The organism is Psychrobacillus sp. FSL K6-1415 (genome assembly GCF_038003185.1).
Classification (GTDB): Bacteria; Bacillota; Bacilli; order Bacillales_A; family Planococcaceae; genus Psychrobacillus; species Psychrobacillus psychrodurans.
On the sequence record NZ_JBBOOQ010000001.1, the window covers coordinates 630,467 to 653,476 of the forward strand.

General features: G+C 34.9%; 23 protein-coding genes. 15 read left to right on the top strand and 8 right to left on the bottom strand.

The features are described from left to right. Positions 1 to 86: 86 nt before the first annotated feature. The 3 genes from MKY60_RS03065 to MKY60_RS03075 all read left to right on the top strand — a co-directional run bounded on the left by MKY60_RS03065 (position 87) and on the right by MKY60_RS03075 (position 2,971). The gene (locus MKY60_RS03065; protein ID WP_245402331.1) at positions 87 to 1,358 is read left to right on the top strand and encodes a hemolysin family protein; all 1,272 of its coding nucleotides are present in this window, start codon (positions 87 to 89) and stop codon (positions 1,356 to 1,358) included. Positions 1,359 to 1,468: 110 nt separating this feature from the next. Further along, a complete protein-coding gene (locus MKY60_RS03070; RefSeq protein ID WP_093493695.1) occupies positions 1,469 to 1,927 on the top strand; it encodes a DIP1984 family protein in 459 nt (152 codons plus the stop codon). Positions 1,928 to 2,422: 495 nt separating this feature from the next. Further along, complete coding sequence (locus tag MKY60_RS03075; RefSeq protein ID WP_090564627.1) at positions 2,423 to 2,971, top strand: RNA polymerase sigma factor; 549 nt, start codon at positions 2,423 to 2,425, stop codon at positions 2,969 to 2,971. Between the two features lie 118 nt (positions 2,972 to 3,089). Here MKY60_RS03075 and MKY60_RS03080 read toward each other — a convergent pair whose 3' ends face one another. The 3 genes from MKY60_RS03080 to MKY60_RS03090 are packed head-to-tail and all read right to left on the bottom strand — an operon-like array spanning position 3,090 to position 5,928. Next, complete coding sequence (locus MKY60_RS03080) at positions 3,090 to 4,655, bottom strand: ABC-F family ATP-binding cassette domain-containing protein (protein ID WP_093493697.1); 1,566 nt, start codon at positions 4,653 to 4,655, stop codon at positions 3,090 to 3,092. Between the two features lie 34 nt (positions 4,656 to 4,689). After that, the gene (locus tag MKY60_RS03085) at positions 4,690 to 4,878 is read right to left on the bottom strand and encodes an SE1832 family protein (RefSeq protein ID WP_241595070.1); all 189 of its coding nucleotides are present in this window, start codon (positions 4,876 to 4,878) and stop codon (positions 4,690 to 4,692) included. Positions 4,879 to 4,923: 45 nt separating this feature from the next. After that, a complete protein-coding gene (locus MKY60_RS03090) occupies positions 4,924 to 5,928 on the bottom strand; it encodes a hypothetical protein (protein WP_241595071.1) in 1,005 nt (334 codons plus the stop codon). Between the two features lie 77 nt (positions 5,929 to 6,005). Between MKY60_RS03090 and MKY60_RS03095 the strand changes: the two genes are divergently transcribed. The 5 genes from MKY60_RS03095 to MKY60_RS03115 all read left to right on the top strand — a co-directional run bounded on the left by MKY60_RS03095 (position 6,006) and on the right by MKY60_RS03115 (position 11,726). Next, positions 6,006 to 6,764 carry an NAD(P)H-binding protein gene (locus MKY60_RS03095; RefSeq protein ID WP_340928532.1) on the top strand — a complete coding sequence of 253 codons (759 nt, stop codon included), beginning with the start codon at positions 6,006 to 6,008 and terminating at the stop codon, positions 6,762 to 6,764. An 11-nt stretch (positions 6,765 to 6,775) separates the two neighbouring features. Continuing rightward, positions 6,776 to 8,566, top strand: coding sequence for a cation:proton antiporter (locus tag MKY60_RS03100; RefSeq protein WP_093493702.1), 1,791 nt, complete (start codon positions 6,776 to 6,778; stop codon positions 8,564 to 8,566). A gap of 102 nt (positions 8,567 to 8,668) precedes the next feature. After that, positions 8,669 to 9,232, top strand: coding sequence for an NADPH-dependent FMN reductase (locus MKY60_RS03105; protein ID WP_093493704.1), 564 nt, complete (start codon positions 8,669 to 8,671; stop codon positions 9,230 to 9,232). A gap of 681 nt (positions 9,233 to 9,913) precedes the next feature. Then, complete coding sequence (locus MKY60_RS03110; RefSeq protein ID WP_090564613.1) at positions 9,914 to 10,429, top strand: sigma-70 family RNA polymerase sigma factor; 516 nt, start codon at positions 9,914 to 9,916, stop codon at positions 10,427 to 10,429. Continuing rightward, the gene (locus MKY60_RS03115) at positions 10,422 to 11,726 is read left to right on the top strand and encodes a DUF4179 domain-containing protein (protein ID WP_241595073.1); all 1,305 of its coding nucleotides are present in this window, start codon (positions 10,422 to 10,424) and stop codon (positions 11,724 to 11,726) included. The genes MKY60_RS03110 and MKY60_RS03115 overlap by 8 nt, the downstream gene beginning before the upstream one ends. 78 nt (positions 11,727 to 11,804) lie before the next feature. Here MKY60_RS03115 and MKY60_RS03120 read toward each other — a convergent pair whose 3' ends face one another. The 3 genes from MKY60_RS03120 to MKY60_RS03130 all read right to left on the bottom strand — a co-directional run bounded on the left by MKY60_RS03120 (position 11,805) and on the right by MKY60_RS03130 (position 14,783). Further along, positions 11,805 to 12,149, bottom strand: a complete 345-nt coding sequence (locus MKY60_RS03120; RefSeq protein ID WP_241595075.1) for a DUF3147 family protein — start codon at positions 12,147 to 12,149, stop codon at positions 11,805 to 11,807. After that, positions 12,149 to 12,541, bottom strand: coding sequence for a MarR family transcriptional regulator (locus MKY60_RS03125; protein WP_241595077.1), 393 nt, complete (start codon positions 12,539 to 12,541; stop codon positions 12,149 to 12,151). The genes MKY60_RS03120 and MKY60_RS03125 overlap by 1 nt, the downstream gene beginning before the upstream one ends. A 241-nt stretch (positions 12,542 to 12,782) precedes the next feature. Beyond that, positions 12,783 to 14,783, bottom strand: a complete 2,001-nt coding sequence (locus MKY60_RS03130; protein ID WP_340928534.1) for a sensor domain-containing protein — start codon at positions 14,781 to 14,783, stop codon at positions 12,783 to 12,785. Between the two features lie 362 nt (positions 14,784 to 15,145). Between MKY60_RS03130 and MKY60_RS03135 the strand changes: the two genes are divergently transcribed. Further along, entirely contained in the window at positions 15,146 to 17,335 is a 2,190-nt protein-coding gene (locus MKY60_RS03135) for a DNA topoisomerase III (protein WP_241595079.1), read from the top strand. A gap of 399 nt (positions 17,336 to 17,734) precedes the next feature. Here the strand turns inward: MKY60_RS03135 and MKY60_RS03140 are convergent, their stop codons facing one another. Together MKY60_RS03140 and MKY60_RS03145 are read right to left on the bottom strand one after the other, a co-directional pair. Next, a complete protein-coding gene (locus tag MKY60_RS03140) occupies positions 17,735 to 18,352 on the bottom strand; it encodes a DUF421 domain-containing protein (protein ID WP_241595081.1) in 618 nt (205 codons plus the stop codon). A gap of 143 nt (positions 18,353 to 18,495) precedes the next feature. Next, positions 18,496 to 18,660 (bottom strand): hypothetical protein, encoded by a 165-nt coding sequence (locus tag MKY60_RS03145; RefSeq protein ID WP_241595083.1) that lies wholly within the window; start codon positions 18,658 to 18,660, stop codon positions 18,496 to 18,498. 524 nt (positions 18,661 to 19,184) lie between these two features. On the opposite strand from MKY60_RS03145, the gene MKY60_RS03150 reads away from it, so the two are divergent. From MKY60_RS03150 to MKY60_RS03175, 6 genes are all read left to right on the top strand, one after another. Next, a complete protein-coding gene (locus tag MKY60_RS03150; RefSeq protein ID WP_090564599.1) occupies positions 19,185 to 19,598 on the top strand; it encodes a BlaI/MecI/CopY family transcriptional regulator in 414 nt (137 codons plus the stop codon). Between the two features lie 3 nt (positions 19,599 to 19,601). Beyond that, positions 19,602 to 20,450: a M56 family metallopeptidase gene (locus MKY60_RS03155; RefSeq protein WP_340928537.1), complete on the top strand. Its 849-nt coding sequence runs from the start codon at positions 19,602 to 19,604 to the stop codon at positions 20,448 to 20,450. A gap of 49 nt (positions 20,451 to 20,499) precedes the next feature. Further along, positions 20,500 to 21,150 (top strand): DsbA family protein, encoded by a 651-nt coding sequence (locus MKY60_RS03160; RefSeq protein WP_241595086.1) that lies wholly within the window; start codon positions 20,500 to 20,502, stop codon positions 21,148 to 21,150. Continuing rightward, positions 21,140 to 21,544: a disulfide oxidoreductase gene (locus MKY60_RS03165; protein ID WP_090564593.1), complete on the top strand. Its 405-nt coding sequence runs from the start codon at positions 21,140 to 21,142 to the stop codon at positions 21,542 to 21,544. The genes MKY60_RS03160 and MKY60_RS03165 overlap by 11 nt, the downstream gene beginning before the upstream one ends. Positions 21,545 to 21,571: 27 nt before the next feature. After that, the gene (resA, locus tag MKY60_RS03170) at positions 21,572 to 22,105 is read left to right on the top strand and encodes a thiol-disulfide oxidoreductase ResA (RefSeq protein ID WP_340879018.1); all 534 of its coding nucleotides are present in this window, start codon (positions 21,572 to 21,574) and stop codon (positions 22,103 to 22,105) included. A 215-nt stretch (positions 22,106 to 22,320) separates the two neighbouring features. After that, the gene (locus MKY60_RS03175; RefSeq protein ID WP_241595091.1) at positions 22,321 to 23,001 is read left to right on the top strand and encodes a hypothetical protein; all 681 of its coding nucleotides are present in this window, start codon (positions 22,321 to 22,323) and stop codon (positions 22,999 to 23,001) included. Positions 23,002 to 23,010: the final 9 nt, after the last annotated feature.

Sequence of the window (23,010 nt, forward strand, 5' to 3'; positions counted from 1 at the left end):
ATTAGTTTTGTGACAACTAAAATCACAATATGATATAGTAATAAGAAAACATATGAACGTATTAATACTCACAGGAGGCAACGATTTTGTACATAGAATTTGTACTTTTTGCTATTTCAGTACTTGTATCCCTTTTTCTATCAGGTAGTGAAACAGCGTTAATGACAGTTAATAGGACGAAGGTCCAGCTAAGGGTGGAACAGGGAGATAAAAAATCGGAGAAACTACTTGCTCTTCTCTCAAAGCCGGACCGAATGATTATCACTATTTTAGTAGGAAATACAATAGCTAATATAAGTATGGCTGTAATTTTAATATTGATTGCGGAACATTTTGAATGGCATATTGGTTGGTCTATTAGTATTTTAACAGTATTTATTATTATTTTTTGTGAAGTACTTCCAAAAACAATTGCTGCAACGTTTTCGGATAAGGTTGTGTATGTAGTTTCTCCACTAATACGTTTACTTGTCATCATTTTACGTCCGATTACAGCGTTTATAGCTGAAATCACGAATTTATTTATTCGAATTGGTTCAAAAGGTGCTATAACAGAAACAACGATTAGCAAAGAAGAGTTACTTTCCATGGTTGATCTAGCTTCAACGGATGGAACTTTTGAAGATGAAGAATCAGAACGTATAAAAGGAATGCTAGATTTTCCAAATAAGGATGTCTCCGATGTTTTGTCTACACACAGAACAGAGGTAGTAGGTATCCCAATTGAAGCTACATATGAAGAGGTTCGAGATACTATTCTGGAGCATCATTATACAAGATATCCAGTTTATGACGATAGCTTAGATACCATTGTTGGTATGTTCTATTCGAAAAAGTTTATCGAATGGTCAATGGATACTTCTAAAAGACTGGAAACGTTTATCGATAAAGATCCAGTATTTGTTGTACAAAGCTTGAGTGTAGAAAAAGTATTTAAACTAATGCTGACCCATAAAAAACATATGGCTGTTGTATTAGATGAATATGGTGGAACTCTAGGAATCGTTACCCATGAAGATTTAATAGAAGAAATGATTGGACAGGAAATAGAAGATGAAACGGATGATGACGAAGAAATTCTTGTGCATGAGATGACGGAAAACCGTTTAGTCTGCGCAGGAAGAATGGAAATTGAAGAAGTCAATTCGTTATTCAATATTTCGATAGTCAATGAAAACGAAACGATAGGTGGCTTTGTCTTAGATCAATTAGGGCATGTACCCGAAGAGCATGAGCAATTTGCCTATGATGATTTAATGGTCGAGATCAACGAAATGGATCGCAGCCGTATTGTTAAATTGACTATCACTAAAAGAGAAGAAGCAACTGAAACAGAGGTCGAAAAACAAGAGGATTAAACTTCTCTTGTTTTTTTGTGTGTAATTCGAAGTAAGGCTCTATTTTTTACAAATTAAAAAGAGGACTTACTCCGACATAAAGCGAATAGATTCAGATAGGGGGGATAAGCATGAAATTAGGAGAAGCTTTAATAGTAAGATCCGATTATCAAAAGCGTATTGAACAGCTGAGAAATCGACTACTTCAAAATGCTAAAATACAAGAAGGGGAATCTCCGAACGAGGATCCCTATGAATTGAAAAAAGAACTGAATCAAATATTTAGTGATCTAAAACAACTAATTAAAAATATTAATCGAACAAATTTACAGACTGCTTTTGATGATCATCATTCTCTTGCCGACGCTTTAACGGAACGTGATCTTCTTGGTCAAGAAAGAAAAGTATACAGTGCTTTATTGGAGGCAGCTGCGATGCAGCAGGATAGATACTCTAGAACAGAGATTAAATTTGTCACGACAATCAATGTGAAAGAAACTCAGAAATATGTGGATGAATTATCCCAGAAACATCGCATGTTGGATACTAAAATTCAAGAAATTAACTGGCTTACAAATGTAATTGAATAGTCGAAAGTTGGTAGCGAAATGTAAAGGCGAGTGCAAACCCTCCAACGGGTCAAGTTGGACAACGGGCAGAGGTTTCGGGGTAACCTCGAGGTTCAATTCCTCTTAATACAAGTTATACCCAGCACTGTCACATGAGTACAAATAACATAAACAATTAACTACCGCGTACTGATTTACATTTCGTGAGGGTGGATAAGGGGAACTTTTAAAAATCTAAGCCTTTCTTACAGCTCAGTCTTTAGTTTTAAAAAGATGGGCATTCTAGTTTGCCTTCAGCCTTTTTCTTTCCTGTAGGTGAGTATAATGTAAGTATGTAAGAAACAAGTGGAACAAGAAAACACTAATAAAACAAGTAATAGTGCATAGTTAATTTCTTTTCCTCCTAAATTTTGGCTTACACCTTTGTAATTTTTCTGAAAGAGAATACGATGGAGGGTAAGGTTTAAGTTTGGCATTATAGAGTTAACAAGAAAAGCCGAGCGGAGGAAAAATAACATGCAGGTTCAATTAGAAGAAATTTATGAGGAATATAACCGTTACATATATTATTTATCTTTGAAATTAACTAAAAATCAAATAGAAGCTGAAGACTTAATGCAAGAAGTTTGGGTTAAAGTAGTGCGATACGAATCTTATATGAAAGAAGTGGATCATGTAAAAGCATGGTTAACGACTATTTGTATGAATACATTTCGTGATAGATACCGCAAACAAGTAAGACGCAGCAAATACGTAGCAAATCAGCCAGAGCAATTAGATATTTCTTTGCTGGACTTAATCGCATCAGATGTTTTAACTGTTGAAGAGCAATTAGAGAAAGAAGACGTTGGTGAAATGATTCGATCCAAGGTCAGTGAATTGGATGGCATATATCAGAAAACAGTAATGTATTTTTATGTACATCAATTTTCACTAATCGAAATTGCAGAGGTTATGAAAGTGTCAATTGGTACAGTAAAGTCTAGATTGTTCCGTGCCAAACAACGTTTGAAAGAATTAATAATGAATGATGAAATTGCAAAAGATTCATTAGTGCTAGCATAAGAGTAAAGAGCCTCCATTTTGATGGGAGGCTCTTTTTCATATAGAAGTAAATACTATAGATACTCAATAAGCGGAAAAGACCCTTAGTGTAAACACACTTAGGGTCTTCGAGTATTTATTATTCTTTAATAACTTCTTTCCCAGTAGAGAACCACTCTTCCACGTTCCATACTTTCGTTACAAGGTCTTCATAAAACTCAGGTTCATGGCTAACTAGCACAATTGTACCTTTGAATTCTTTCATTGCGCGTTTCAATTCTTCTTTTGCATGTATATCCAGGTGATTTGTGGGCTCATCGAAAATTAACCAGTTTGTTTCTTCCATCATAAGCTTACACAGACGAACTTTTGCTTGCTCTCCACCACTTAAACTAGAGAGGGGACGGGAGATATGTTCGCTCTTAAGGCCAGTACGGGCTAATGCACCACGCACTTGGGCTTGGCCCATACTTGGATAGGTTTCCCAGATAGCTTCGATTGGTGTAATGTTTCCAGGTTTTACTTCCTGTTCGAAATAACAAGGGGTTAAGAAATCACCACGTGTTACTGTCCCATTTACAGGCGGTATTTTGCCGAGAATAGTTTTTAGTAAGGTCGATTTCCCGATTCCGTTCATTCCAACAAGTGCAATTTTTTCACCACGTTCAATTGTAAACGTCAATGGTGGTAGTAACGCTGAATCGTAACCGATTTCCAAGTGCTCAGCTTCTACAACGTAGCGACTAGGGCTACGAGATTCCTTGAAGCTAAATTCTGGTTTGGCTGCCGTTTCAGGGCGGTCAATTCGTTCAATTCGATCCAACTGTTTTTGACGAGATTTTGCTCGTCCTGTTGTGGAGTATCGTGCTTTATTTTTGGCGATAAAATCTTCTTGTTTCTTTATAAAATCCTGCTGCTTCTCATAAGCATCGATATGTTGTCTTTTATTCAGCTCGGCAAGTTCTAAGAACTTTTCATACGATGCAGTGTATCGTGTAAGTTTAGAAAATTCCAAGTGAAAAATAACATCGACAATTCCATTCATGAACTCTGTATCATGGGAAATCAATAAGAATGCGTGCGGATAGTTTTTCAAATAGTTGGAAAGCCAGTTTACATGCTCTTCGTCTAAATAGTTGGTAGGCTCATCAAGCAGCAATACTTTAGGCTTTTCTAATAATAGCTTTGCAAGTAAAACCTTAGTACGCTGACCGCCAGAAAGTGCTTCTACTGGACGGTCCAGTCCAATAGCATCCAATCCAAGACCGCGAGCAACTTCCTCTACCTTCATATCTAATGAATAAAAATCGCCAGCATCTAAAGCATCTTGAATTTCTGCCATTTGCTCTAATAATACTTCTAGCTCATCAGGTGTTGCATCGCCCATTTTACCGATTATTACATTTAACTCTTCTTCTTTTTTATAAAGAGGTAAAAATGCATCACGAAGCGTATCAAACATAGAGCGTCCAGATTGTAGACGTGTATGCTGATCTAAATATCCATAATGTGTGTTTGGTAACCATTCTACTCGACCTTCGTCATGAATGATTTCTCCTGTTAAAATATTCATCAATGTTGATTTACCAACACCGTTTGCACCTACAAGTCCTACATGCTCACCTTCGACTAAGCGAAATGAAACTTCCTTGAATAACGTACGATCACCGAATGTATGTCCTAAATTTTCTACTAATAAGCTCATGTTTTTATTTCCTCCAAAAAGAAAGCTCTGCGGCTTATGATAAGTCCGCGAGCTGTTTGTTTAGTTCTGCAAGTTTTTCTTCCATTTTTGCTAGTCTACGTTCAGCATTTTCAACTTGAGTAGGATGGCCATTTGATTCTAATTTTTCCATATCACCTTGCAAGTTAATATAGTCCAATTTTAGCTCTGCAATTTCTGATTGTAGCTGTGATTTTGTCATCATCGATCACCTTCAGCATTTTGCATTTATTGTAGCATAAAAATGGACTTAGCGTACTATTTCTTGTTCCTCTTTTGAACTTGCAATTGTTTGTTCAATTAGTTTTACCAATTCTACTAAGTTATTACTAAAATCAAATCGTTTCTGTTTTTGTATATAGGCATTTCTTCTATTATCATGTAAGATAATTTCCATTACTGCGTTTTGTAGATAAGATTGTTTTATCTTCCTACCAAGTCCTAGATTTGCGAAGCCATGTCCTTCCTGTGGGAATGCGTAGTTAACTTCTTCTTCATGAGCACAAAGAACAATGCAAGGTATTTGAAATTGTGCCACTAGGAATGGCATATATGATCCAGAAGTTATAACAATATCACTATTAGAAATGAATGTATCAGGTTCCGATGTAGAAATAATTTGTATCGATTTACGAGTAAGTGCAAAACGTTTTAGTTCAAGTATGTCATGCTTGTAATGCTCATCCACTAACACGCTAATCTGAAGTGGAATATGAAGCTGTACAAGATGCCTTAAAGTTCGGTAAGTTAAATTTTCGGGATCTTCATGAGGGAAAGATACGATTATATGCGGGGGATCCTGTATCGTGTTATTATTTTTATAGACAATTTGTTTGGTTGGAATATATCCAATCGGACCAAATACATAGCACTCTTTCGTTACGTCCTTAGGATTTTCATACAACGCTTGAATAACCAAATCAGCTAAAGCCCCACCATCTCCATGGTCGTCCAAGTGTATAAGTGTACTATCCAACACTTTTAAACGGCGAATAAGATCTTTTTCCGAATTTCCCCCATCATGCATAATGCAAGTTGGATTAAAAGCTCTCATTTCCTCTATCAGGTGAGAATTATTTCTATACAAAAGAGGTTTAATCTGTAGTTTTTTTAAATATTGAATGAGGCTTGTATTAGAGCTAAGCACAAAAATTTCAAAGTTAGTTGGTTTTAAAGTAGAAAGTAATGCTACTGCACGGTCTGCAGGATAAAGTCCACGGTGTGGTAATGTATTCAATAAATAAGCTAGTTTCAAATTACATCTTCCTTTCCAAAGGTTATCTCTTTAGTGTATGGAAATGGACAGGTGCTTATGACAAGGGGGAGAGTAAAATGGCTAAAAGGGTAGCTATAGTAGTAGGTGCTACGGGTTTTACTGGACAGTTTTTAGTAAAACAACTATGTGAAAGTGAAGAGTATGCTGCGGTTTCAGTCATCGTCAGAAGAGATTTTTCTTATAAACATGCCAAACTAGACATTCAAGTAAAGGATTTTGATAAATTAGGGGAAAATGATTTAGATATTGCGGATGACCTATTTTGCTGTCTGGGCACTACAATGAAAAAAGCTAAATCAAAAAAGAACTTTGAGAAAGTAGATTTAGAATACCCATTACGAATTGCTTCTTTAGCCAAAAAACGTGGGATCCCAAATTTTCATGTTATCTCAGCGGTTGGGTCCAATAAAAAGTCCCCTTTCTTCTATAGTCAGGTGAAGGGTCGGATGGAGGAGGCGTTAATGGAAATGGAGCTACCACATCTTTTCATTTATAAACCATCCTTGCTAACAGGTGACCGAGGCGAGTTTCGCCTAGCAGAGCGCCTATCTGAAGGTATTTTTCAACTTTTAAACCCTATATTAATAGGACCTTTAAGAAGAATGCGGTCCATTGAAGGGAAACAATTGGCTTTTGCTATGTACCATTTCTCAATACATAATACTAAGAATGATGTAACAATCTATAGACCATTAGATATTTTAAACGCTAAACCCTTAGAGGATATAGAGGAACAGCCGATTTCACGAGAAGAATTATTCAATTGGGAAAAGCGAGAAGATATTTTTGTAGATCCGGAAAAAGTCAATAAGTAAGGGGAGAAGCTATGTTTGACTCGATGTTATTTGTTTTGATGTTTGTTGTAGTAGTAGGAATATTTTCGCAGTGGTTAGCATGGCGGATAAGAATGCCTGCAATTGTATTAATGTCAATCGTAGGACTATTAATAGGACCTATTTTGGGTTTGGTCAACCCTCAAGAGAGCTTGGGGGAATTGTTTAGCCCTCTTATTTCTTTAGCAGTAGCTATTATTTTATTTGAAGGAAGTTTAAATTTAGATTTCCGTGAAGTACGAAGCTTTAGCAAGCCACTTACCCGTATTGTAACGCTTGGAGCTTTCATAGCCTGGATCGCAGGCTCTCTTGCTGCGCATTATATTGCTGGGCTATCAGTTGCTGTTGCATTTGTTATCGGTGGGCTATTTATCGTGACTGGTCCAACGGTTATTTTGCCATTACTTAGACAAGCAAAGTTGAAATCCAGAACAGCCGCAATTCTAAAATGGGAAGGAATTGTAGTAGATCCGTTTGGTGCATTACTAGCTGTATTTGCATTTGAAGCTATTAAGTTTATAAATGGCGATGAGTCATTCACATCGTTTTTACTTTTCTTTACAGGTTCTATTTTTGCCGGGGGATTAGGTTGGTTATTCGGCTGGGTATTAGGGAAAATGTTTGAAAAAGGTCAGATTCCAGAGTATTTAAAAGCGCCTGTCGTGTTTGCTGTTGTGCTATTAGTTTTTGTTTTCTCAGATGTAATAATGCATGAAACAGGTTTACTTGCTGTAACTGCGATGGGGATTACGATGGCAAATATGCATATTGCATCCATCAACGATATGAGACATTTCAAAGAAAACATATCTGTGTTACTTGTTTCTAGTATTTTTGTAATGTTAACAGCGTCCTTAGACCCGAGTATCTTATTGGAAATTTTCAATCCGCAAATCGTACTATTTGTATTAGCCATGTTGTTTATCGTTCGCCCTTTATCAATATGGTTATCGACCATTGGGACTGACCTAATGAACAATGAAAAAATATTAATCGGTTGGATTGCACCTCGTGGGATAGTGGCACTCACTGTTTCCGGATATTTTGCTACTGTGTTACAAGAAAGCGGGTATGAGGATGCAGAAATGCTTACAGCCTTAACTTTTGCACTCGTATTTGCAACCGTAATTTTCCACGGATTTTCCATTGGATGGGTTGCTAAAAAACTCAAGCTTGTTGCCACAGAAAAACCAGGTGTACTAATTGTTGGTGGAAATGCTTTCACTGCAGAGCTCGCTCTTTCATTGCTTAACGAGAAAATGGATGTACTAGTAGTGGATAATTCATGGGAACAACTAAGATATGCAAGGAAACTAGGAGTACCAACTTATGCAGGGGATATATTGTCCGAGCAAACAGAGTATTCCTTAGATTTGGCTCCTTTTCCTAAAATGATTGCCGCTACAGAAATGGATGCTTATAATGCATTGATCTGCTCAAACTTTGTAGTGGAGTTGGGACGAGATGCACTATATCAAACTGCTTCTAGCAATGTTTCAGAAAGTGAGTACCATCCATCTATTGGAGGTAAAATACTATTCAATAGCTCCGCGAATATTTATGATTTAACGGAACTTGTGCTAAAAGGTTTTGTCATTCGTAAGACTAATATTACAGAGCAGTATGATTACAACCAATACCTTGATGCTCGCGCTAAAGACTCGACTCTGCTCTATATCCTTCGAGCAGATGGCACCTTAAAGTTCTTTACGACCAAAATGGAGCTCAGTGCAAGTCCAGGTGACCTTGTCGTGAGCTTGACACCTCCGACACATATAATATAATACCTCTCCGTCAAAAGGATGAACTTTAATAAATACAGTCTCTTTTTGCAAAAATATCGCCTTTTTTTGATACAATAAGGGTGAATAAGGAGGTTCTGTATTGTGAAAATTCTACTCGTAGACGGAACGATAATTGGCACGAAAACAGGTGTCATCTTAGATCAAGTGAAAGACTATATAGAAGAAATTAATAAAGAGTACAAATTAGAAATTATTAGCCTTTCAAATTACGAGCATCAATTTGTAGATGGACGTCCATTTGAAAACTACAACGATGATATGAAGCTGCTTGTAAGTAAATTTGACCAAGCGGATGGTTTTATAATTGCTTCACCTATTTTCCAGGGGTCCATACCAGGTGTACTAAAAAACACATTCGATTTCCTACATCCAAAGTCAATGCGCTATAAACCAGTATCAATCGTGGCAAATGGAGGAACATATCAGCATCATCTTGTAATTGAAAATCAGCTGAAACCGATATTAGATTATTTTAGATGCCTAGTTACACCTAATTATGTGTATACTCATAAAAGCCATTTCGATGAAAATAATGTCATTATTGATAGTGATGTACATGATCGTTTAAGAGAGCTAGCTCGCGTATTTGTCCAATACGCCGAAATGAGCAAAAACCTCTGCAAGGAAACAATAGATGCACACTAAGTTAAACTAAGATGTCTCGGTAAATCGAGACATCTTTTTTATATGGAGTAACAAATGCTTAATAGCTGAAAGAGTATGAGAAAGTGACCTGCTTATGGAAAAAATATCCTAAGGGCAAGTAATAGCAACGGAAGAGCAAGTAAATAGAAAATAGCGCAAGTAAATCTATCTGGTGAGCAAGTTAAAATGAGCTGAAAGCAAGTAACCAGCTTGTGAGCGCAAGTAACCACAATTTATTATCATATCCATTTTAATAATCACATTCATAACCATTCATAGGAAAATAAATTTAAGATTTATATGAACTTTTTCGACTTTGCAATGTCTAAACTAAGATGTCTCGGTAAATCGAGACATCTTTTTTTATATGGAGTAACAAATGCTTAATAGCTGAAAGAGTATGAGAAAGTGACCTGCTTATGGAAAAAATATCCTAAGGGCAAGTAATAGCAACGGGAGAGCAAGTAAATATAAAATAGCGCAAGTAAATCTATCTGGTGAGCAAGTTAAAATGAGCTGAAAGCAAGTAACCAGCTTGTGAGCGCAAGTAACCACAATTTATTATCATATCCATTTTAATAATCACATTCATAACCATTCATAAGAAAATAAATTTAAGATTTATATGAACTTTTTCGACTTTGCAATGTCTAATGTATATCAGAACAAGGGGGTGACCGAGTGGTAGAATCAGAAATTGCTAAAAAAGCCATTAAAGGGGATGACCAGGCTTTCTTAAAGTTAATGCAATTATATAAAGATACATTATATCGTACGGCTTTTGCATTTTTAAAAAATGAACATGATGCACTTGAAGCGATGCAGGAAGTAACTTTTCGAGCATATCAAAAAATACATACAGTTAAAGAACCAAGCTACGTGAAAACATGGCTAGTTCGTATCATGATGAATTACTGTCAGGACCAGTTGAAAAAGCGTAAAAGATATAGTTCAAGCGAGGTGCTACAGAAGATAGGGTTTGAAGATGCGACTCACCTAGAGATGAACGAAGCAATAGAATCCTTGTCTAGTGTTGAACAGCAGTTAATATTTCTAAAGTACTTTCAAAATACGAAAATAAAAGAAATTGCAGAACTAGAGAAAATTCCAGAAGGCACTGTTAAGTCAAGGCTTCACAAAGCACTCAAGTCATTAAAATGTTTTCTATCGGAGAAAGGAGATGCGGACCATGTTTGAAAAGGAAGAACAAATGCTTGAAGAAACTAAAAATAGGTTAGAAAAAGTTGAAGTACCTGAACAACTCGTAAATGATGCTATTCAGCAAGGGGTACTCCAAGCGAAAAACAAAAAGCAAAAGCGTAAAAAGACGTTATGGGCTTTTTCAGTTGTTGCAATTCTACTACTAACCTTCGTGGCATCCATTCGTGTATCACCTGCATTTGCAAGTGCTATTTCTACAATACCAGGCATGGATAGGTTAGTGCACCTCGTTCAGCTAGATAAAGGCATGAAAGCAATCGTTGAAAATGATTATTATGAACCAATCGGTAAAAGCCAAATTAAAGATAATATGACCCTTACTGTCGATGGAATTATTATTGATGAAACAGGTGCAGAAGTCTTTTATACATTAGAAGCTCCCCATTCACTTGAAGGCATGGATTACCAAGTAGTTAAGGTATTTAACGATGGACACGAACTAATAGCATCTGTTGGTTATGATCTACCAGACCAAGAAACAGCAAATAGAATAGTGGACAAATTTAGTTTTGTTTTTGGAGAGACAGAACAATTTACAAGCAATAATTTTGAAATTCAGTTTGATGTAGAGCAAAATAACAAAACAACGCCTTTCAATGTACCTTTTACACTCAAAAAAGAAATTAAGCCCGGGAAAATATATACATTAAATGAAACCGTTGAGATAGAAGGTCAACAAATAAAAGTAAAAAAAATAAAGATATATCCATTAAGAGTAGCTGTTACATTAGAATTTAACAAACAAAACAAAATGAAAATATTGCAGTTTGAGGATATGCGGATAGAAGATGAAAACGGTGAAATATGGAGTTCTATTCGTAATGGGATTTCTGGTCGTGGTGAAAATCAAAACAAAGAAAATACGTACTTCTTGCAAAGTAATTATTTTAAGGAGCCGAAAGAGCTATATTTAAAGTTCGATAAAGTGCAAGCACTCCCTAAAGAAGAAAGCTACTTGCTAGTAGATTTTGCAAAGAAGGAAATACTGGAGCAGCCTTCACATAGAAAAATAGAAGTATTAAACATTGGCGACAATACAATCGAACTTAAATATTATCCGATTAGAGAGAATTATATGTATACCTTATTTTCTCAAGGAGAAAATGCAAAAGGTGAAATAGTTGATATACCTGGACAAAGTAATCATGGCAACGATAAAGAACAATTTTCTATAAATACTTTAGATGAAAAAGATATAATTAACCCTATTAGACTAGATTTCATTGCATATCCCAATTACTTAGACGGCTCTGCTTCCATTCAAATAAAATAGAAGCGATAAAACCTTATTATTTCACTCACCATTATATCAAAACCTCCTATCAATTCATTTGACAGGAGGTTTTAGTATTTATAGTTGTATATTAAATTGTGCAAGAACTAATTTTTGTATCCCGAGAAAAACTCCCCAAGATAGGATGCCCACTATTATCGCCAATACAAAAGGAAATGAGTTCTTTAACATCATATAAACTGCAAGTAGCATAACAATTGTAGCAGGCAATCCAACAAGTACACCTAGTGTAAAGGTTTGAATTTCTCTGCTTGTTTCCCCTTGAAAAGTTAGCCAAAAAATACTCATTAAACTAATAAGGGGAAGGGCAGCGATAATTCCACCATATAATGGAAACCTTCTTGCAAGCTCTGTAACACAAGCAATGATAAAAGCTGAGCTAATGATTTTCATCCACCACATTATTTGACTACCTCACTCAATATGCGGAAAGCTTTTAACACCAAAGTTTGTTCCTCACTCGATAATTTAAATAATGATTGTTGTAATTTTGTTTCGTCTAATTCTGTATTTTGCTTTACTACCTCTAATCCTACTGTCGTTAATTGTAAATAGACTTTTCGTTGGTCTTCTTTCAGTCGTTCTTTTATAACCCAACCGTTGTATTCAAGCTTTTTCACATGTTCAGATGCAGTATTATGAGAAATATTTAAAGCATTAGCTATATCACTGACTGTAACTAATTCTTCCTTTTGAATAATTTGCAGTATACGAACACTTTGGTGAGAAATGATTTGTTGATGTTTAGGATGTAAATAATAATAAATATCCGTAAAATATTTGTTTAATTCCATAGCAACCTCCATTTATATCGTATAAATCGATTGTATCGCTTAATACGATATAAGTAAAGGGGGATTTTTGTGGCCATTATCATATTGACCTTAGGAGACTTGGCATCGTCAGAGGAAAGTGTTCCACTACAATGGAAATGAATAGTGTTAAGTCCTTTCCATTCCATAAAATTACTTTAGTGTTGTTCGATAAATATGCATAAAAAAACAGGTGAAGAAAATGCACTTTTCCTTCACCTGTCTATAATTTTTTGTCTTTTAGGTAGTTCTCTTCAAATTCATCGAAAGAAATAGGTTTTGAGAAATAATATCCCTGGAAGTATGTTAGACCAAGAGTATTTAAATAGTCTACCTGTTCTTTTGATTCTACACCTTCAGCGAGAACATCGCATTTTAATCCTTTGGCAAGATTCATAAATGTATGTAGAATGAGTTCTGCATTTGTTTCTTTTCCAATCTTGTCCACAAAATACTTATCGATTTTCAATTTATCTATTTGAAAATCTACAAGATCTGCTAGCTTTGAATATCCTGTCCCGAAATCATCTAGTGATAAGCGAATTCCATGCTTTCTACAAAATGCAATATTTTCTAATATATTTTGATCAGTTTCTAAGTTTGCATTTTCTGTAATTTCAATATCTACCATTTGGGGTGGAACTCTATAGTACTGGATAAAATGGATTAAATCATTAAAAAACTGCCTATTTCCAAGTAGCTTAGGAGTGATATTGATAGCTACAGACTTATCAAATCCATAATCTTGAATCCAACTAGAAACTTTGGCAAATACCTCGCTGATTAAATACTTTGTTAGTTCCTCAATTCTTCCACTATTATCGGCAATTTCAATAAACTCTGGGGGAGTAATGTATCCATATTTTGGATGAATCCAACGAGTGAGCACCTCTATTCCAATTACTTCATTAGTTATAGAATTGAACTGAGGTTGTACAACAAAATGAAGCGATGTTTCACTTAAGTCCCCGTGTAATTCATTTTCAATATTTACCTTTCTTTCTAATTCCTCAATCATAGAGTGTTCAAAGAAACTGAAGTTATTAACATTTCGTTTCTTTGAATCGTACATAGCAATATTAGCGTAACGAAACAGTAAATCAGTGTTAGGTGCATCCATAGGATACCTGGAAATTCCAATACTAAGGCTTAGTGGAATAGAGGGCACTGATTTGGATTCGGAAGTTTGTTGGAAATCTTGAATCAGTTTATTAGCTATAACGCTTAGCTGTTCCTTATTTACTTCATCTGTAAATATAACAAACTCATCCCCGCCGACACGTGCAACTACTTTATCGATCTCCATACTTTGGTTAAAAAACTTGGCAATTTCTACAAGAAGTGCATCCCCTCGTGCATGACCATACATATCATTTATTAATTTGAAACCATCTAAATCTATGTAAAAAAAGGAAAAAGACTGATTCTTTTTTATTTTGTGCTTGAGTATATCGTAAGTCATTCTTCGATTAGGCAAGTTCGTTAAAAAGTCATAATAAGCAAGACTTCTTAAATCCTTTTCTATATTTTTTCTTTCCGCTATATGATGAAAAAATACGGACAATCCTCCTTCAGCCATTGGGTAGGCTTTTACCTCGAACCAAGTTGGGATAGAAGGGATATAAATTTCCTGTTGCCTAGTTTTTTTCTCTAACATAACCTGTTGAAGGAAAGGGTAAAATTCTGTTTCTATTAAAGATGGACTTTCGGAATTACAATAGTTAAAGCTTGTATGCACTTTGCTTAATAATGTTTTTCCGTATTCGTTTATATAGGTAACATTCCAATGTTTATCTACAGAAAAGAAAGCATCTGTCATGCTTTCTAAAATATTAGTCGTCTCTGAATTAACTACCAGATGCTTTTTCGATAATGAATATATAATAATTGCACCTATTCTATTCGAAGAAAGATTCAATTTATATGTATGGAATAAGTAACTATAGTGGTTACTTTCTATAAGGCTTGTAAATTCTTTTCGAAATTCATCTATTTCACCACGTAGTACCTGTTGGATAGAATCTAGTTGATCGTAGTTATAGGTTGACTCCAATAAATCGGTGAAGTTAAAGTTTTCTGTAATAAGGAGGGTATATTCATTTACATGCTTAATCATATTCCACGCATTATTCTTATTTAATATCTTGCCTGTTTCGTCCAAAACGAGGATTAAATCCTCAGAAGTATTTAATATTGTTTGTGTAAAAGTATTATATGCATCCAACTATTTCACCTCTTTCATTCTTTATTATTATGTCAATAATATCATTTGTTGAATATAATTTGTGAGAAAAAAGTAATGTTGTAGCGACGAAATGATGTAAATGTGACCGGTATTGGAGTTTCTAGAATAATTTATAGTGAATTGAGTATAAAAATAAATAAAAAATAGTGGCAAGTTAAGTAATCTATTATTCGTATGATAGAAAACACACACTAAATCGTAGTAGTAATTTGATGTGTAGATAAAACTATATTACCCTTGTAGCATATTAAAATAAGGTTGTAATGTTTTTTAGGACAAAACTGAACCAATATAAAACGTGTGATATATTTAGGGTAGGGATTTATGAAAGGATGTTATTAATGGCAAAACGTTTAGTGTTAGCAGAGAAACCATCTGTTGCACGTGATATTGCACGTGTACTTAAATGCGATAAAAAAGGAAATGGCTATTTAGAAGGCAAAGACTATATTGTTACTTGGGCTTTAGGGCATCTTGTAACCTTGGCAGATCCTGAGAGTTATGATGTGAAATATAAATCGTGGAATTTAGAAGATTTACCTATGCTACCCGATCACCTTAAACTTACAGTTATAAAACAATCAGGAAAGCAATTCAATGCAGTGAAATCTCAACTTACTCGTGGAGACGTTAATGAGATTATTATAGCAACTGACGCCGGTCGTGAGGGTGAATTAGTGGCGAGATGGATTATTGCAAAAGCAAAAGTAAATAAACCAATTAGACGACTATGGATATCATCTGTAACGGATAAAGCGATTAAAGATGGATTTACTAACTTAAAACCTGGTAAAGCATATGAAAACCTATACGCTTCAGCTGTAGCTCGCTCCGAGGCAGATTGGTATATTGGGTTAAATGCAAGTCGTGCATTAACTACAAAATTCAATGCGCAGCTAAACTGTGGAAGAGTACAAACTCCAGTCGTTGCTATTATTGCTAAGCGGGAAGAAGAGATTAAACACTTCAAAGCTCAAACTTATTACGGAATAGAAGCGCAAACTATTGATAAGTTAAAGCTTACTTGGCAAGATGCTCAAGGAAATAGCCGGAGCTTCGATAAAGAAAAAATTGATGCGATTGTAAAAAAACTAGGCAATGCTAATGCGACGGTGACGGAAATTGAAAGGAAACCAAAGAAAACATATTCACCTGGTCTATATGATCTAACGGAACTTCAGCGTGATGCCAATAAAATCTTTGGTTTTTCTGCAAAAGATACATTAAATATAATGCAAAAGCTGTATGAACAGCACAAAGTATTAACATATCCAAGAACAGATTCACGTTTCATCTCGACGGATATTGTTGGAACGCTTGCTGAACGTCTTAAAGCTTGTGGTATAGGGGAATATCGCTTGCTAACCAATAAGATTTTAAAGAGACCTATAAAAGCTTCGAAAACGTTTGTCGATGATAGCAAAGTCAGTGATCATCATGCGATTATTCCAACAGAAGGCTATGTAAATTTCTCAGCTTTTAATGATAAAGAACGCAAAATTTACGATTTAGTAGTAAAACGCTTCTTAGCAGTATTATTCCCGGCATTTGAATACGAGCAATTAACTCTTCGTGCAAAAATCAGTGATGAAAAATTCGTTGCTAGTGGGAAAACTATTTTATCAAGTGGTTGGAAAGAAGTATATGAAAATCGATTCGAAGACGATGATACTTCGGAAGACTTAAAAGAACAAATTCTACCTCGTATAGAAAAAGGGAATACTTTAAACGTAACATTAATTGCGCAGATTTCAGGACAAACAAAGCCACCTGCTCGTTTTAATGAAGCAACATTACTATCGGCAATGGAAAATCCGTCGAAGTTTATGGAAACACAAAATAAAAACCTTGCTGAAACATTGAAATCCACTGGTGGATTGGGTACTGTCGCAACACGTGCAGACATTATCGAAAAGTTATTTAATTCATTTTTAATGGAGAAAAAAGGAAAGGATATATACCTAACTTCAAAAGGAAAACAGCTGCTCGATTTAGTCCCGGAAGAATTAAAATCTCCTACACTTACAGCTAAGTGGGAGCAAAAGCTTGAAGCTATTGCTAATGGCAAACTGAAAAAAGAAGTATTTATATCGGAAATGAAAAACTACACAAAAGAAATCGTATCGGAGATTAAAGGTAGCGATAAAAAATACAAGCACGATAACATATCCACGAAATCTTGCCCAGATTGCGGAAAACCAATGCTTGAAGTAAACGGTAAAAAAGGCAAAATGCTTGTATGTCAGGATCGCGAATGTGGACATCGTAAAAATGTAGCCCGTGTTACCAACGCTCGGTGCCCACAGTGTAAAAAGAAATTAGAACTTCGTGGGGAAGGAGAAGGTCAAATTTTCGTATGTAAATGTGGTCATCGAGAGAAATTATCTGCTTTTGAAGCGCGCCGTAAAAAAGAGGGTGGCGGTAAAGTAGATAAAAAATCTGTTCAGAAGTATTTGAAACAACAAGATAAAGAAGAAGAGCCGATTAATAATGCTTTTGCAGATTTATTAAAAGGGATGAAATTTGATTAGCTAGAATCTAAAAATGGATTGTGTCATTAATTGACCAATCCATTTTTAGATTCTTATTTTGCTTTATGCAGTATTCTTAATGGATTACTTGAAGATGACGGAGGAACTTGGGAACTTAATACATTCGCCAAGATTCCATTATTGGCATTCTTACATATCGGATGATTGATTGAACTAGATGAGTTGAAGAAGTATTGAAGATTGAGGAAGAAAGTGCAGACTGCTATGAAAGCAAAAATCCAACTTAATAAGTTATCAACATTGTGGATAAGTTGTGGAAATATTCTAATAATATTTGTAAAAAAAAACAATTTTAAAATATAAAGTTCACCAAAAACGATGATGGCAGTGGAAATTGATAAAACCTATTAAGCGCAGCTACAGTAAAATTTAAATGATTTATTGAAGATGCTCATCTATGTGTTGGGGATGTCCATTTTTTATTTCAGAAAAAATATTAGGAGCTGTATTGTTTGTTTGTGGACTTTTTTGAATGTTAATTTGGTTAAATTGAATTAAAACAGTGTCTAAAGTGTTTTGAATTTTTTCGATATCTTCCTTTGTTGCAAACTTCTTTTTTTCGACTAGAGAATATCCTAATTGACCACTGGGTTCTAGAGTTGCCCACTGTACATCAGAAATTTTTTCTATTCCGTTTTGTCGTAATCTCATTTCAAGCTTGTCAACAGTGAGTCGCATCTTATATAAATTTTTCTCTTTTAGTTTTCCATTTTCAATAATGATTTTTGACTTGCCTGTGAAAAATGTCTCTGTAAAGTCCCATTTTGTCTGGATAAATTCGATAACTATTAAAGTTATTACGAGAATGGCTGCAAGAAAAAAAGTAGTCCAAACACTTTTATTTGCAATAGGTTGTATTAAGAGTGTCCCGATTGAAATCATAATAACAGTTTGTGATATTGTCATTTGAGAAATCGATCTTCTTCCAGAAAAACGTATTAGCAGTATACCAACAACAATAATTAGAATTGATTTCCATATTAAATTAAAGTCCATATTTCATATCCCTCTATTATTTTTTAAAGTATTAGTATGTTCCTTTTTGCAAAGCATAAATATGTAAATGTCTGATTTATGAAGATATTCAGGCTAATTATTAAAATTACACATCTTCTTGTTTAGAAAAAGATGTTGTATTATCAAGTATGTTTTAACGGAGTATCTAATTCAAAGTCGATTTTTAAAAGTAGTAATGCACCTTTCAAGAGTTCAATATCAATAAGGATTTGCTCTTTAATTAGGAAGTTAGGGCATTTGTAATAATCTTCTACTAAACGTTTAATTTCATGAACAACTAATTCCATAGGTACTTTCTCCTTTTGGTAGTTCTATTTTTATAATGAACCATAACAGAGTTATTTAAATTTAGTGGCTTTGAAAAGCTGAAAAAGACATCATAAATCGATTAAAGAACATCTCAATATATAAGAAGACCTTTTTCAAGGTCTAATGAGTTTTAATTCGCTATTCACATGTTCACGAACAAGTAGTAATTCAATTACATCTTGCGCTGAATAAGAATATGAAGAATGCTCAGGTACAAGTTCGTTGAATTGTCTAACAATGTCATTCAGAGTTTCAACATAAAAATCATTTAAGGTTAATTCAAATTTAGTCAAAGTGTTCACCTTCTTCTTTTTTGGAAGTATGAACATTTCAGGTGAAATTTATTCAATAGCAATTGGGAGCAGTGAATAATCGGAGTAATCGACAGGCTTACCAGACTGCGTTCGGCTCTAGTTAACTTGGAACAACAGTATTTCTTGAATAAAATACTTCCATTCGAGAAACATTTGCACTACAATGAGTAATGTGAGGTGATAAATTGATGTTGATTAGAAAGTTTAAAATTAATGAAAGTGGATTAAACCGCTTTTTTGGCCCTCTAGAAGCTAAAATTATGGATATTCTCTGGAATGACGTAGAAATGACGATAAAGGATGTTCAGCAAGTTTTAGATAAGGAAAAGATGACTAACTTTAATACAGTGATGACGGTTATGAACCGCTTAGTTGAAAAAGGAATTCTTGAAAAGCGGGCAGAAGGTAGGTCATCTCTTTATAAGCCTGTTCAGTCAAGAGTTGAATTTTTGAGTCAGCAGTCAAAAGAAATGACAAATGAATTAATGGATGAGTTCGGGAATGTCGTTGTCAGTCATATGTTAGACGCGCTAGAAGATGTAGATGATGATTTAGTTGCTAAGCTCGAGCAAAAAATTAAAGAATTGAAAAAGGATATGTAGTGTATGTCTAAACGTCAATCTTCATTTATATTTTTCTTGTCACTTGCCATCTCAGGAACGATTTTTATTCAAATGGCTTTATATGTCCTGTCTATGTTGGCTGGTTGGAACGTCAAATTTAATATTGTGGTAGTTTGTCATAGCTGGTTGAAGGGAATCGGACTGTCTTCACTTGAATATGCACTTGATGCACTCGTAATCTATACGCTGTTGCTCACCATTTGGCAAATAAGTTCTCAATTTTTCTATTCTTCACGATTGAAAAGACATTTTGAACGATATAAAGATAATTTGCTCACGAACAATATGAACCAAACACATAGTAGCGGGGAAAAAGATATCATTATCGTATCGAATCCTGCGCCAATAGCTATAACCATGGGATTCGTAAAGCCCCAAATTGTTATATCAACAGGATTGATAAGCATACTAACGGATGATGAGTTAAAAGCTGTCATTTCTCACGAGATATATCATAAGAACAATCGTGATCCTTTAAAAATATTTATACTTTCACTTTGTGGATCCACAATTGGATACATCCCGATTCTAAAGTGGTTCAATCATCAGTATAGAATTATTAAGGAAGTATTAGCAGATGAATTTGCTATTAATAAACAGGAGACATCTGTGAACTTAGGTAGTGCATTATTGAAGATGTTGAAAGTTGGCAAGCAAGAAAAAATGCCATTTGCATATGCATCATTTGCGGATACATCTGTAAATTACCGGATTGAGTATATATTAGATCCATTAAAGGATGTTCGGTGGCAGGTTCCATTAAAAAAAGCATTTTTGTCATTAGCCATATTTGTTTTGATATGTGCATTTTTTATTTACGCTCTTGCGTAAATTTTTATCACTTTACACTACATAATGTAGTTTTAATTCAAAAAGAGGAGTGTTTTATTTGTCTAAGAAAATATTTTGGTTCATCGGTGTTTTGGCAGTATGCCTGATTGCTATAGTCATGTTAACGAATGCTAAAGAAGACTCAGTAGTAATAGATTACGAGGGGCAACCATTTCTAGGAGAAGAGTCTGCACCAGTTGAGATAGTTGAATTTGGTGATTATAAATGTCCGCACTGTGGAGAATTTAATAGCACACTCCTGCCGATGATTAACGAGGAATTAGTAGAAACAGGTAAAGCAAAATTTTACTTTATGAATTATTCGTTTATCGCTGCAGATTCGACTACGTCAGCACAATTTGCGGAATCGGTTTATCAAGAACTAGGTAACGAGAAATTCTGGGAGTTCCATCATCTTCTATTCGAAAATCAAACGAACGAGTCAGGTCAAGAGAATTTAATGTCAGATGAGTTTTTGAGTGCGGTTTTAGCAGAAGTTGCAACTCAGGAAGAGGTTGAAAAAGTGAGGCTTGCCTTCAGTGAAGGAAAAGCAAAGGATGCCTGGGATAAAGATATGAGTACAGCAAATAATCTGGGTGTCAATTCGACGCCAACAATTTATATTGGTGGTAAAGAATTTACTGGACAAACCATGGATGATTTTGTGGAAATGGTAGATGAGTCAAAAGATGGTAAATAAACCACTTCTCTTAGCATGGATAACGTCAATTATAGCGATGTTAGGTAGCTTATTTTTTAGTGAACGGATGGGATTTATACCATGTACGCTCTGCTGGTATCAGCGAATTTTGATGTATCCACTTGTCATTTTCTTAGGTATCGCTTTTTACCAGAATGACGGAAAGATTTATAAGTATATTCTTCCGCTGTCAGTGATTGGGATGCTAGTATCAAGTTATCATTATGCACTGCAAAAAATTCCTTCTTTAAGTGAGTTCAGTGCATGTACAAACGGAGTTCCATGTTCAGGACAATATATCAATTGGTTTGGTTTTGTAACAATTCCATTTTTGGCATTCATTGCATTTACATTTATAACAGGAATGATGCTAGTGCTGTGGAAACGCAATTAAGTCATTAAAGAAGGGGTAGCCATAACGATGGATAAAAAGAAAAAGCGCTTCTATATGCGTACAATTATTTTAGCTTTAATGGTAGTGGCGATTGTTTTTACTATTTATACAAATTTAACGAAGGAGAAAACCGCGTTAATACAGGTAGGGGATGATGCTCCAGATTTTGCCCTTGTGGATATGAATGGAGAAAAACATCAACTATCCGATTATAAAGGTAAAGGAGTCTTCCTAAATTTTTGGGGAACCTGGTGTAAACCATGCGAACGAGAATTTCCACTTATGGATAAACATTATCAAGTATATAAAGACCAGGGACTAGAAATATTGGCGGTAAATATAGGAGAGTCTGATTTTGCGGTTCAAAAATTTATAGATCGTAAAGGATTAACTTTTCCAGTACTAATCGATGACAAAAAAAGTGTGATGGAAACTTACAAAATTAATCCTTTACCAACCACCTTACTTATCAACCCAAATGGTAAAATAGAGAAAGTCATCACAGGGGAAATGAGTGAAGAAATGATTAAGGATTATATGGAACAAATTATTCCTATCTAATTCGAACGAGAAATCTAAATATATTAGAATAAGCCTCCGAAAGAGCGACTTCGGAGGCTTATTTTTATAGAACTAAAGACCTAAAGTCGGCAAATTTTACCAAAAAAATATTTGAGTCTTTGTGCATATCCATTCTATGACAAAAGTAAGATTGAATATTTTGCGAAAGTGGTAAAATGTTAAGAAGGACAATTATATGGAAAGAGGTGGAAAAGATGACGTTAGTAAGAGCAACTGGTAATGGCACTTCCAATACAATAGCAGAGATAGAGCAACGAAAGCGTGCTTTTCAACGAAAAGATGTAGGACAAACTTATCGCAAAAACGCTGAGTTTTATCAGCCTAAAAAAAATCCAGCCTTAGATGAGTTAGAGGAATTATTACTTGGGAATAAGGAAAAAGAAAATGATTCTCCTGAAGTAAGTGCAGCTGTTAAAGAATTTCAGCAACTTGAAAAAAATAAAAGTATGCTAGATATTAAAGGCCCTTCTATGCCTGTACAAACAATTGGTGGACCAACACCCGAGAAAACGATTGAACTATTGGAAGAAGTTCGAAGTGCAGCTCTTGCTTCTGATGAACCGTCTCCAAATGAGTTGCGAGTGGCAGCTAGTGCTACTGCGAAAATTCAGACAGTCCAATCACAAATCTCATTAAACCAAGAAGCCACTAGACAGGTTGAGGTTGAAGCTAAGAGGCAAAGAGAAAATGAGGCAGCGGTATCCAATCGTTCTGTTCAATCCGACTTTCAATCTCCTAAAATACCGAGAGAAAATTTGGAGAATCTGCAGAAGAGAAGATTTAAAGAACAAGCTATTGCGAAATACTCACTTCAAGTACACATGAAAAAGTATGGTTTCACTGACCAACAGCCAAGTTTCTTCCTTATAGCTTAAGAAGGAGCA

Excerpts from the sequence above, each read along its gene's own strand:
- MKY60_RS03070 (WP_093493695.1), top strand. The coding sequence starts at position 1,469 with ATGAAATTAGGAGAAGCTTTAATAGTAAGATCCGATTATCAAAAGCGT.
- MKY60_RS03075 (WP_090564627.1), top strand. The coding sequence starts at position 2,423 with ATGCAGGTTCAATTAGAAGAAATTTATGAGGAATATAACCGTTACATA.
- MKY60_RS03080 (WP_093493697.1), bottom strand. The coding sequence starts at position 4,655 with ATGAGCTTATTAGTAGAAAATTTAGGACATACATTCGGTGATCGTACG.
- MKY60_RS03085 (WP_241595070.1), bottom strand. The coding sequence starts at position 4,878 with ATGATGACAAAATCACAGCTACAATCAGAAATTGCAGAGCTAAAATTG.
- MKY60_RS03095 (WP_340928532.1), top strand. The coding sequence starts at position 6,006 with ATGGCTAAAAGGGTAGCTATAGTAGTAGGTGCTACGGGTTTTACTGGA.
- MKY60_RS03100 (WP_093493702.1), top strand. The coding sequence starts at position 6,776 with ATGTTTGACTCGATGTTATTTGTTTTGATGTTTGTTGTAGTAGTAGGA.
- MKY60_RS03115 (WP_241595073.1), top strand. The coding sequence starts at position 10,422 with ATGTTTGAAAAGGAAGAACAAATGCTTGAAGAAACTAAAAATAGGTTA.
- MKY60_RS03120 (WP_241595075.1), bottom strand. The coding sequence starts at position 12,149 with ATGTGGTGGATGAAAATCATTAGCTCAGCTTTTATCATTGCTTGTGTT.
- MKY60_RS03125 (WP_241595077.1), bottom strand. The coding sequence starts at position 12,541 with ATGGAATTAAACAAATATTTTACGGATATTTATTATTATTTACATCCT.
- MKY60_RS03135 (WP_241595079.1), top strand. The coding sequence starts at position 15,146 with ATGGCAAAACGTTTAGTGTTAGCAGAGAAACCATCTGTTGCACGTGAT.
- MKY60_RS03140 (WP_241595081.1), bottom strand. The coding sequence starts at position 18,352 with ATGGACTTTAATTTAATATGGAAATCAATTCTAATTATTGTTGTTGGT.
- MKY60_RS03145 (WP_241595083.1), bottom strand. The coding sequence starts at position 18,660 with ATGGAATTAGTTGTTCATGAAATTAAACGTTTAGTAGAAGATTATTAC.
- MKY60_RS03150 (WP_090564599.1), top strand. The coding sequence starts at position 19,185 with ATGTTGATTAGAAAGTTTAAAATTAATGAAAGTGGATTAAACCGCTTT.
- MKY60_RS03155 (WP_340928537.1), top strand. The coding sequence starts at position 19,602 with ATGTCTAAACGTCAATCTTCATTTATATTTTTCTTGTCACTTGCCATC.
- MKY60_RS03165 (WP_090564593.1), top strand. The coding sequence starts at position 21,140 with ATGGTAAATAAACCACTTCTCTTAGCATGGATAACGTCAATTATAGCG.
- resA (WP_340879018.1), top strand. The coding sequence starts at position 21,572 with ATGGATAAAAAGAAAAAGCGCTTCTATATGCGTACAATTATTTTAGCT.
- MKY60_RS03175 (WP_241595091.1), top strand. The coding sequence starts at position 22,321 with ATGACGTTAGTAAGAGCAACTGGTAATGGCACTTCCAATACAATAGCA.